The sequence below is a fragment of the Candidatus Limimorpha avicola genome, from assembly GCF_056978975.1.
In genome coordinates this window covers 1-11,819 of sequence record NZ_DBMCYK010000028.1, presented here as the reverse complement: position 1 = coordinate 11,819, position 11,819 = coordinate 1, and the positions used below count along the sequence as shown (strand labels likewise).

The following is an 11,819-nucleotide window of genomic DNA, read 5'->3' as shown; positions in this document are numbered from 1 at the left end:
ACAGTATTTCAATGATCTCTTTAATATAATTCTGAACCGGCTAACACCGATTCTATTGTTTAATTTTAATTTCTCGGTAATTTTTTACCGAAGTATTGTAATAACACATTATCAATTAATACTTTAAAAGGAACAACCTTTTTAATCGGTTTGTTAATCCTTGTCAAGTCACTGTAATTACTTACAATATTGACAAGACCCTTGCTTGTTTTGTTTATCACATCAAGACTTTCTATAAATTCACTGCTGTTACCATTATAAACACTTTCAAGACTTTCGCAGAGAGACACTATAGGAGACACTGCATTCATAATTTCATGTATCAGGACGCGCAACAAACGAGACCATGTCTCTGTCTCTACAGATTCTATCTCAGCATTTATATTGTTTAGTACTAAAATCTTGACATTTTCTTCCTTAAGTTCGACATATTCACATTTTATCGAAAGTATCATTTTACCAAGTTCATTGACAATACCGACCTTTCCCTCTTCACCGTCGCTCAATTTCTCGACGGTAGAATACAATGCCGCATCGCGACGGTTCAACTGCTGAAGATGTGTCAACACAGGCAAGCCCAACAATTTCAGAGCCGCCCTGTTATGATACAATATGAAATCCTTTTTATCGACTACAATAATGCCGGTATTGACACAATCCAACAACTTCTCATAATACTTCTCCTTTTCCCTTTGTTGTATAAGTTTAAATTTGACAAGAGCATTGATTTTATTCAGCACACTGTTGAATATTCTTTGTATTTCAGAGCCTTTCTTATTTTCCTCAAAATGAAAAGAGAAATCGTCAGCCTCCATGGAACTGAGCATAAAAGACAATTTCCGAATATTGTTATTATAGGAAGACAATACCATAAAAGCACATATCAGACAACATATAGATGCCAAAATGCCAAAAAACAGAAAATCATATACGAAACACAACACAGATGTCACACACAACGACATTATACATATCAGCAATATTATGATTTTCCTGTACATTAAAGTCCGTATTTGTTAATCTTGTTATAAAGAGTCTGTCGGCTTATTCCGAGATGTTTGGCAACGAGGGACAAATTACCTTCATATTTTTTTATCACATTCATTATGGCATTTTTCTCTATATCATCAAGAGTACCAATATCTTCCTCTTCGGTGTCAGGAGTCCAGTAATCAAGAAAATTCAATTGGAAATCGGAAGTGTCGAGTTTATCGGAAGCACACAAAATAACGGCACGTTCCATACAGTTGCGTAACTCTCTGATATTGCCGCCCCACTGATACTTTGAAAGTTGCATCTTGGCATCATCGTCTATGCCTGTTATATTTTTGTTGTATTGTTTCGCAAAACGATGCATGAACAACTCAGCGAGCGGCACAATATCATCTTTACACTCGCGAAGAGAGGGAACTTTGATATTTATTGTATTGATACGATAAAAGAGGTCTTCACGGAAAGAACCTTTCATCACCATATTTTGCAGATTCATATTTGTAGCGCATATCAATCTTACATTAATAGGGATCTCTTTGTTATCGCCAACACGCGACACTGTTTTGTCCTGCAAGACGTGAAGCAATTTAGTTTGAAGGTTAAGCGGTATGTTGCCAATCTCATCTAGGAAGATAGTGCCATTGTTGGCAAGTTCGAACTTACCTATATGGTCGGAATAAGCATCTGTAAAAGAACCTTTTACATGACCGAACAACTCGCTTTCGAAAAGAGTGCCCGACAAAGAGCCTATGTCAACGGTCACGAATGGCATGTTGCGACGCAATGACTGTTGATGTATCTCACGGGCTATCATACTCTTGCCGGTACCATTCTCCCCTGTTATCAAGATAGAGGCATCACTCGGGGCGACACGCTGTATTATAGACTTCGTCATCTGAAATGCCGGCGACGTGCCCCAATACAAAGGAGCATCGTCTTTGTCCCTGTTGTCATGTCCCTTGTCATTAGACTTTCTCATTTTTGCAGCATCGGACAATGTCTTGACAAGACGTTCATTATCCCACGGCTTGACAATGAAGTCGTATGCTCCACGTTTGATACCGTTGACAGCGAGTTCTATGTCGCCAAAGGCGGTGAAAAGCACCACCTCGGCAGTAAAATTTTTCTTTATCTCAGAAAGCCAAAACAATCCCTCATTGCCGGTATTCGTCTTGTCATTGAAATTCATGTCGAGAAGCACCACGTCATAATCGTGTTCCCGCATGACCGACAACAATGTCTTAGGTGAGCTAAGAGTTGTTACGATGTCAAACTTTCCTGAAAGCAACAGTTTAAGAGCCACAAGTATGCTCCTGTTATCGTCTATCACAAGAATGTTAGCCATGACCTATCAAATATAAGTGTGTAAAACATAAAAAACATGCATTATCAACTACATCAAGCTCAGCAATGAATAACATCACTTGTCTTGAAGCCATCTGCAATGCAACCGACACATTCAAATATGACAAAATGGTGTGCCAAGTCACATAACCCGGCACATCGACACTTAATTTTTATTCAACTAATTAGTTAATATCAAACGACTGACATTCAACATGATATTGAATTATCGGATTACCGCCGTTGGCAACGATTTTTTCACGGTAAGTTTCAATCTGTTTAAGTTGAGGATTCTCTTCATTCTCGTCAATCTCCACTCCGGCAGCCTGTTGTTCCGTCTCACATATATGATCACCTTCTCTAATGCCGTTCTCCACCACTTCTCTTTCCCATTCATCGAGATATGCATCATCGATAGTTACAGTAACCTTAACAATGCCGTTGACAGTGTATGTTTTTCCTACAGTAGTCCTATCGAAAGGCTCCATACCTTCACCGGTAAACACAGTTACCATAGCATCACCTCCTTCAGGAGAGCCAAGGAACAATTTTGTACCTGAATTGGCACAAATATGTTTCGCCACACCCGTAATGGTTACAGGTTTCTCGACATATTCGGCAGCCTTACCGTTAAAATCTTCAACTGTCAGTTCAGTCGTTTTAGGTCCGCAGCAAGATGCCATCAACGCTGCTACAATTAAAAGCAAATATTTTCTCATGATTTGATTTATTTTTTGCAAAGTTAACAATTTTTTCAATATTTTAATACTAAAACAATATTTTTTTACACATATTTAACTGTAAGCTGCCATTTGACTTTTATCATTCCGATGAGCACAAGTGTCCAAAAATTAGATATACAGTGTCCAATTTTTGGACACTTTTAGAAACTCCATGTTTTTCAACTTATTGTATATCAATATTTTAAATTATTTGGCACGGATATTGAATTATCTTTTCAAAATAAAAAAAGAAATGATACGAAAGACACTCATAACAACGATGATAGCAATAGCCATTACGACAATGGTGTCAGGACAAGAGACATGGGATTTGGAAAGATGTATGTTATATGCTCTTGAAAATACGCCTGACATAAAAAAGAAGATTGCTGAGAACGACAATTTATCTGTCGAATACCGCGATGCCATCATGGATTTCTTACCTGAAATCGAAGGCGGGATAGGAGCCAACGTCAATTTCGGGCGTTCCATAGACCCGGAAACCAACACCTATATAAATTACAGTAATTTCAACAACAGCTACTCCATCAGCACCGGTTATACCATATTCAACGGATTCAACACTGTCAACAATTACAAGATAGCAAAAAACGCAAAACTGATGGGAGTATCGGAAGCACAAATAATAGAAGATGAAATATGCCTTGCAGTAATACAGGCCTACTATAACGTGTTATACTACCGGGAGATGAGCGCATTGGCACAACAGCAGAAAGAAGAGGCGGACAGAAACCTGTATCTCACCAAACGACAGGAAGAGCAGGGTGTCAAAGGATATGCCGAGGTGGCTGACATGGAAGCTGCCTTTGCAGAAAAAGACTATAACCTTACCAAAATGCAAAACAGTTATGCCAATGCCATCTCCGTTCTCAAAGAAAAGATGAGTTATCCCTACAGCGACACTCTCATAGTGGAAAAAGAGATAACACTAAGGGCAGTAAAGGAAGAGTATATCGACACATACGACATCATAGCCCGTGCAGAACTCACGCTGCCCTCGCTCATAAAGGCACGTGGCGACATAGAAAATGCCCGCCTCCGTCTCAGAACATCGCGATGGCAGATCTTACCCTCGCTCTCCGCCTATGCCGGATACTCAACAGGTTATGCCACCGTGTTCGACAACAGCTATACCACTATACCCTTCCTGGAACAATTAGAACAACGACAAGGTGAATACATACAACTGCAACTCAACATTCCTATTTTCTATGGTCTTAACAGACATTCCAACATCAGAAAAAACAAAAACGCACTTCATATAGCCGAATACGACTATGAGAAAAACCGTAAAGAAATGGAAATAAATGTCGAAATAGCAGTACAGGATATGCAGAATGCCTTGAAATCACTCATCTATGCCGACAAAAGAGTCAAAGCACAACAAAAAGCTCATAACCTCAACATACGCCGTTATGAACAAGGCCTTATCTCTGCCATAGAATACCAGACAAGCAGTAACAATATCATGTCGGCAGAGGCTGAATATCTCAACGCCTTGCTGCAATACAATCTAAAAAGCAGAATAGTGGATTACTACAAAGGAATATCTTATATCAACCAAGAAAACTAAATAGTTATGGATCGTAAAATAGAGAAGAAAACCGGTTTTAAAGCATTGTTTCAAAAGAAAAACATCAAATACCTGTTCATAGCAGCTTTCGTTATCTTTATTATTTGGATTGTGTTGCGCAAAGAACACAATGCGTTGCGCATTGACAGCCGTATTCTGACTACCGGGGTTGTAACACAAGGAGAATTTAACGACTACATACGTATCAATGGTCAGGTCCAGCCAATCAGCACTGTACAGCTCAGCCCGATGGAAGGCGGCATGGTGGAAAGCATTATCAAAGAAGAAGGCAGCACCGTCAAAAAAGGTGATGTTATTGTCATTCTCAGCAACCCTAACTTAGATTTACAAATCCTTAATTCGGAGGCTGAACTTGCCGAGAAGGAAAATATACTCCGCAATACCATCATCTCTATGGAACAACAGAAACTCAGCGTTGAACAGGAAAGACTACAATGTCAAATGACTTTGCGTCGTATGAAAAGGGCTTTTGAACAAAATGAGGCATTGTTCCACGACTCTCTCATTGCCAAAGAGACATATCTTCAATCCAAGGAAGATTACGAACTGGCAGCCGACAAACTGAAACTCATCATCAACAGACAAATTCAAGACAGCCTCTACCGCACAGTGGAAATACAACAAATGGAGGAAAGTCTTAAAAACATGCGTGTCAACATGATGATGATACGACAACGTAAAGACAATCTCATGGTGAAGGCTCCCATAGACGGCGAGTTGGGACTGCTCGACGTGACTCTCGGACAGTCTATAACATCAGGCGCCAAAATAGGACAAATCAACGACTTGTCTAATTTTAAGATAGAGGTGATGATAGACGAACACTATATCGACAGAGTAAACGCCGGTTTAGACGCTACTTTCGAACGCCGGAAAGAGACTTATAAAACAGTCTTGCGCAAAGTCTATCCTGAAGTGCGCGACGGCAAATTCAAAGCTGAATTCAAGTTCGTAGATGCTCGCCCAGACAACATACGAAGCGGACAAACCTACAACATGAATCTTCAATTGGGACAACCTCAGGAGGCTCTGCTCATACCACGCGGCTCTTTCTACCAGAAAACAGCCGGCAACTGGATATATGTCATCGACGAAAAAGAAAACAAAGCTTACAAACGCCCGATAAAAATAGGAAAACAGAATCCTCAGTATTATGAGGTGTTGGAGGGTCTTAATCCGGGTGAAAAGGTAATAACATCGAGTTATGATAATTATGGGGATGCAGACGTATTGATAATGAATTGATTAACACAATAAAAACACATATCATGATTAAAGTAAGAGAATTAGTAAAAGAATTTCGTACCGAAGAAATAATAACCACTGCGTTGGATAAGGTTTCATTCGAAGTAAAACAAGGAGAATTTGTCGCCATCATGGGACCTTCAGGCTGTGGAAAATCTACATTGCTAAACATACTCGGACTTTTAGACAATCCTACCGAAGGCTATTATGAATTTCTCGGCAAAGACGTATCGAAGCTAAAAGAAAAAGACCGCACACTCTTCAGAAAAGGCAATATTGGCTTCGTATTCCAAAGTTTCAACCTCATCGATGAACTCAACGTTTATGAAAACATAGAATTGCCTCTTGTTTATCTCAACATCAAGGCATCGGAACGCAAAGAAATGGTGGAAAATATCATGAAAAGAATGGCGATAGGGCATCGTCGCGACCATTTTCCACAACAACTCTCCGGTGGTCAACAGCAGCGTGTAGCCATAGCCCGTGCCGTGATAGCAAACCCCAAACTCATATTGGCAGACGAACCGACCGGAAATTTAGACTCCAAAAACGGTCATGAGGTGATGAATCTCCTTACTGAATTGAACAAAGAAGGTTCCACCATCATCATGGTGACACACTCACAAAAAGACGCCGGCTATGCCCAACGCGTAATAAATCTCCTGGATGGACATATTGTAAATGACATTATTAGTGAATTGTAATTAATCTATTCAGTATGATACTAAGAAACTTCACCCATTTGATAAAACGCTTTAAAACAGCGTCATTACTGAACATATTCGGATTGGCTTTAGCTTTTGCTGTAACTTACCTGATAATTATTGAAGTACGATACGAACTTTCGTACAACAGAAATATCAACAACAGTAAAAACATTTATACAATCCAGACATATTATGATTATTATAACCGATACATTGCTGCCATCCCCATTCCTATCGGCAATGCATTTTGTAAAAACAACCCGGCAATAAAAAATCATACCGTTTATTTTGGTGAAGCGCATTATGAATGTTATTCTAAAAATGAAAATGAAGATTTGATAAAAAACACATTCAATGGTGCGACCTTTTCTCCAAAATGGTATGAGACATTCGACATAAAAGCATTGGAAGGAGATATAACATTGAACGACAATCCTGATTGTATTGCCGTCACAAAATCAGCGGCAAAACGCCTCAATCTTAAGATCAACGACATGCTCCCCACTTTTGACTACATGCAAGTCGTAGCCATTATACCTGATTTCCCTGAAAACAGTGACTTCGGCAAAATAGAAGTTGTATTCACAAAAGAATCGAGCAACGATAACGATTTTTCAGAGTGGAGTTATATGTTTTACTTGCTGCTGAATGACAACGCCGATATAGACAATTGCTTACAAACAGGATTAACATCAATAAAAGATCTAATTTATTCGACTTTTAGTGATGAAGACCTGAAATCTATGAGTCAGGACAACGAACTTTCTGTTTTTGAAAATTTACGGATACTGAATATCAACGACAGTTATTTCGCAAAAGACAGTCAAAATATTTCGCCAAACTCAAAAAAAGGAAACCTTACAACCACAATATCACTTATAGCCATAGCTGTATTGATAATTGCCATAGCATTTATAAATTTCATCAATTTTTTCATGTCCATGGTACCTCAAAGGATAAGGTCTGTCAGCACCTATCGTATTTACGGCTGCACTGTGGCGAAAATGCGTCTCAGTTTCGTCATGGAAACAGTTTTCATAACCATTATTTCACTTATTCTGTCGGTAATCATTATTTTACTGATAAAAAATTCCTATATTGCTGAATTGTTGCCTGTCTCCATTGCATTGGAAAACAATATCGTCAACTTCGTCATCATAGCATTGGCAGGTTTCATAGCCGCAATATTGGCAAGTATTTATCCTTCATATTATATCACATCATTTCCAACCACTTTCACTCTGAAAGCCGGATTTGCAATGTCAAAATCAAGCAATAAACTTCGTTATACATTGACAATCATTCAATTTATCATATCTATAATACTAATTATATGTTCCATCTTCATCAAACTACAACATGAATACATGATGAATTACGACATGGGATTCAACAAAGAAATGGTATTGTGTTGCGATATACCATATCAAATTGGCAATTCGTATGATAAGAGAATGACTCTCATGGAAGAGTTGAAACAAGACACTGACATTAAAGATGTTACATTTTCTTCCGGTGAAATAGTAAATGTTTCACGCATGTCTTGGGGAAGAGAATATAAAGGTCAGAATATCTATTTCGAATGTTTTCCTGTAGCATACAATTTCCTGACATTTATGGACATAGACATCATTGATGGAGAAAATTTCAGTCGAAGCGATGAACTCGATTCATTGGGAACAATCATTTTCAATGATTATGCAAGAAGAAACAATGAAATGGCATTGGGAGACCTGATTTCCGGACATGTCAAAGAGATACCAATAAAAGGATTCTGCAAAAACTTCAATTACAGACCCTTGCAACACGGCATAAGCAATTTCGCCTTCTATGTCTTTGGAAAACAATCATGGAAAAGTCTTAATCATCTGTATGTCAAAATAATAACCGGGGCAGATATCAAAAACACCATTAAACATATCAAAAGTTCTATTGTTAAAATGTCACCGAATACAACAGAAGATGAAGTGGATGTTACCTTTTTCGATGATGAATTGAAAGTCAACTATTCCTTCGAACAAAATCTCTCGAATCTGATAACTACATTTACTCTGATATCTATCATAATATCGTTGATAGGAGTTTTTGGCATGGTCCTGTTCGAAACACAATACAAGCAGAAAGAGATAGCTATCCGAAAAGTCAACGGAGCGACGACAAAAGAAATCATCTTCAAATTCATGAAGAAATATATATACATCATCATCATCAGTTTTGTCATAGCCTCACCAATAAGTTGGATTATCACAAACCGCTGGTTCAACAATTTCACATATCATATACCGATATATCCATGGGTTTTCATCATAGCACTTGGTCTTATTTCAGCAATAACACTGACATTAATATATGTAAGATGCTTAAAAGCGGCGAACACCAATCCTATAGAATACCTTAAAAACGAATAAAAACCGCCGACTCGTCAAAAACAACTGCTATTGCAGCAATTATCTGAACAAAAGTCTCTAAAATCGCTGCATTATCAATGAAAAGACGAGTCGGCATTACCATATTGTACTGATTTTCAATTATTTAATATAACAACATGAAAATCAATTACATTATAAAACGCATACCACAAACCTTAAAAATGAGACAAACAAAAAAAAGGACTGCATTCTAAAAAAATAAAAAAGATAAAAAAAGTGCTATTTCTCACATTTTTAATGAAAAAAAATGAAAATTTTAGCAACTGAATGAAAAAAAAGTATAACTTTGCAGTCAAAATTTATTTTTTACTAACTAACTTAAATTAATTTTAGATATGACAAAAGCTGAAATCGTTACAAAGATCACTGAAGAAACCGGTATCGAGAAAAGCAACACACAAAGAGTGGTAGAAGCTTTTATGGAAATCGTCAAAAATTCTGTAAAGAGTGGCGAGCCTGTATATCTCAGAGGTTTTGGTAGTTTCATCAAGAAAACCAGAAAACAAAAAGTCGGCAGAAATATAAAGAAAGAAACTCCGATTGTTATTCCGGAACACGACATTCCGGCATTCAAGCCTGCCAAGACTTTTGTTAATGAGATGAAAAAATAACAGATAGTACATTTAAAACTATTTTATATGCCAAACGGTAAAAAACATAAAAGGCACAAAATGTCCACACATAAACGCAAAAAACGTTTAAGAAAGGACAGACACAAGAAGAAATGATTTGTAAAAGTTGTTTTCTTCAGGAAACGAAATAACACAGCATTGGGATAATGTTGTGTTATTTATTTATTCATTAATTTTTAACCTTTGCAAATACAGAGATGGATACAGAATCAATCAACAGAGAGCTTATCATCAGTTCTGATGTTTCAGAGGTTAGTATTGTTTTGTTGGAAGACAAACAACTTGTTGAGTTTCACAAAGAGCAAAGCAACACGAATTTCTCTGTCGGCGATGTATATTACGGCAGAATCAGGAAGATTCTTCCCGGATTGAATGCAGCATTCGTTGACATCGGAAATCAGAAAGACGCATTTTTGCATTATTTGGACTTGGGTTCGCAGATAAGGTCATTGATAGAATACACCAGACTTGCCACCAAGGGCAACAAGGCTCAATCCGACATGGACAGTTTCAAATTGCTGCCTGACATCGACAAAAGCGGCAAGATTTCAGACTTCTTGTCGGCAGGTGATTATTTACCTGTTCAAATAGCGAAAGAGCCTATCAATACCAAGGGGCCGCGTATCTCGGCTGAAATATCTTTCGCCGGACGCTATTTGGTATTAGTACCTTTTTCCAATCGCGTCTCCGTGTCTCAGAAAATACGGAGCAGTGAAGAGAGAGGCAGACTCAAACGCCTGATACAGAGCATAAGACCCAACAACTTCGGTGTTATTATTCGCACTGTGGCTGAAGGTAAGAAAGTAGAAGAACTTGACGCCGACATGAGATTCCTCATCAGCAAATGGGAACAGTTGTCGAACAACCTTGCCAATCTGACAACATCAGCCAAGTTGGTGAGCGAGCTGGACCGCACTTCTGTCATGCTGCGCGACATCCTCAACGAGTCATTCAACGGCATACACGTTGACAATAATGAGATTTACGAGGAAGTCAAGAGCTTTATCAATACCATAGCACCGCAAAAAACCGATATAGTAAAATTATATAAAGGCAAAGAACCAATTTTCGACTATTTCGGCATAACAAAACAAATAAAAGGGTTGTTCGGTAAAATCGTCACCATAAGAAACGGTGTTTATTTAATCATCGAGCATACCGAAGCCATGCACGTCATCGATGTCAACAGCGGACATCGTTTGAACAAGGAAAATACTCAGGAAGAAAACGCATTAGCTGTAAATCTTGAAGCTGCTACTGAAATAGCACGACAACTGCGACTGAGAGACATGGGCGGCATTATCATCGTCGATTTTATCGATATGCACGAAGCCAAAAACCGCAAGCTCCTATTTGAGAAACTACAGCAGGAAATGTCAAAAGACCGTGCAAAACATACTATCCTGCCTGCAACAAAATTCGGTCTTATTCAAATTACAAGACAAAGGGTTCGCCCTGAAACGGAGATTACCGTAAATGAAAAATGCCCCGTCTGCGACGGAACAGGCAAAATAAAACCGTCAACATTGTTTATTGACGAGATTGAACACAATATCAACTACTTGTTTTTAGACCAAAACGAAAAATCGTTGACTATTCAGGTACACCCTTTCATATACGCATACCTGACAAAAGGGTTGTTTTCAATCAGAAAGAAATGGATGTGGAAATACAAAAGACATATAAAGATAATTCCCGTCAAATCATTCCATATCTTACAAGTCAATTTTCAAGATTCAAACGGAGACGACATATCATTCTGAACATGTTGCCGTAAAACACGAATACGAGGCCGGTCGTCATCAACAACAGCCGGCCTTTTTTGTAAGCTACTGAATATTATTTCTAAAAGAATCATATTAATTATGTCTTATTAAAAACTGCAAATTTCAACAAAAAAAGTTTTGCCATTCAATTGAATATATCAAATATGTAAACGAAAAAACAGTACTTGCTTCAACAAAAAAATTGCATATAAAATTCTGTATCGATTTAATTGTTAATAATATACTTTTTCAATACCAACAAAAACATGTAAATAATCATTAATTTTCTTGCTTTCTTATTATATTTTCAATATATTTGCCGAATTACAAAAAATTTTCAATATGAAAACCAAGACTTTAAACAAA

General features: G+C 37.8%; 9 protein-coding genes. 6 read left to right on the top strand and 3 right to left on the bottom strand.

Annotated elements, in window-relative coordinates; translation table 11 throughout:
* Nucleotides 1-65: 65 nt before the first annotated feature.
* The 3 genes from ACZOVS_RS10085 to ACZOVS_RS10075 all read right to left on the bottom strand — a co-directional run bounded on the left by ACZOVS_RS10085 (nt 66) and on the right by ACZOVS_RS10075 (nt 3,056).
* Nucleotides 66-1,001 carry a PAS domain-containing protein gene (locus ACZOVS_RS10085; protein WP_483997103.1) on the bottom strand — a complete coding sequence of 312 codons (936 nt, stop codon included), beginning with the start codon at nt 999-1,001 and terminating at the stop codon, nt 66-68.
* Complete coding sequence (locus ACZOVS_RS10080; protein ID WP_483997102.1) at nt 1,001-2,338, bottom strand: sigma-54-dependent transcriptional regulator; 1,338 nt, start codon at nt 2,336-2,338, stop codon at nt 1,001-1,003. The genes ACZOVS_RS10085 and ACZOVS_RS10080 overlap by 1 nt, the downstream gene beginning before the upstream one ends.
* Nucleotides 2,339-2,522: 184 nt before the next feature.
* Nucleotides 2,523-3,056: a hypothetical protein gene (locus ACZOVS_RS10075; protein ID WP_483997101.1), complete on the bottom strand. Its 534-nt coding sequence runs from the start codon at nt 3,054-3,056 to the stop codon at nt 2,523-2,525.
* Nucleotides 3,057-3,312: 256 nt separating this feature from the next.
* Here ACZOVS_RS10075 and ACZOVS_RS10070 point away from each other — a divergent pair, with 256 nt between their 5' ends.
* From ACZOVS_RS10070 to ACZOVS_RS10045, 6 genes are all read left to right on the top strand, one after another.
* Nucleotides 3,313-4,653: a TolC family protein gene (locus ACZOVS_RS10070; RefSeq protein ID WP_483997100.1), complete on the top strand. Its 1,341-nt coding sequence runs from the start codon at nt 3,313-3,315 to the stop codon at nt 4,651-4,653.
* 6 nt (nt 4,654-4,659) lie between these two features.
* Nucleotides 4,660-5,919 carry an efflux RND transporter periplasmic adaptor subunit gene (locus ACZOVS_RS10065; RefSeq protein ID WP_483997099.1) on the top strand — a complete coding sequence of 420 codons (1,260 nt, stop codon included), beginning with the start codon at nt 4,660-4,662 and terminating at the stop codon, nt 5,917-5,919.
* A 23-nt stretch (nt 5,920-5,942) separates the two neighbouring features.
* Nucleotides 5,943-6,623, top strand: a complete 681-nt coding sequence (locus ACZOVS_RS10060; RefSeq protein ID WP_483997098.1) for an ABC transporter ATP-binding protein — start codon at nt 5,943-5,945, stop codon at nt 6,621-6,623.
* 14 nt (nt 6,624-6,637) lie between these two features.
* Nucleotides 6,638-9,034: an FtsX-like permease family protein gene (locus tag ACZOVS_RS10055; RefSeq protein WP_483997097.1), complete on the top strand. Its 2,397-nt coding sequence runs from the start codon at nt 6,638-6,640 to the stop codon at nt 9,032-9,034.
* Between the two features lie 356 nt (nt 9,035-9,390).
* Nucleotides 9,391-9,666 carry an HU family DNA-binding protein gene (locus ACZOVS_RS10050; RefSeq protein ID WP_483997096.1) on the top strand — a complete coding sequence of 92 codons (276 nt, stop codon included), beginning with the start codon at nt 9,391-9,393 and terminating at the stop codon, nt 9,664-9,666.
* Between the two features lie 233 nt (nt 9,667-9,899).
* Complete coding sequence (locus tag ACZOVS_RS10045; protein WP_483997104.1) at nt 9,900-11,450, top strand: Rne/Rng family ribonuclease; 1,551 nt, start codon at nt 9,900-9,902, stop codon at nt 11,448-11,450.
* Nucleotides 11,451-11,819: the final 369 nt, after the last annotated feature.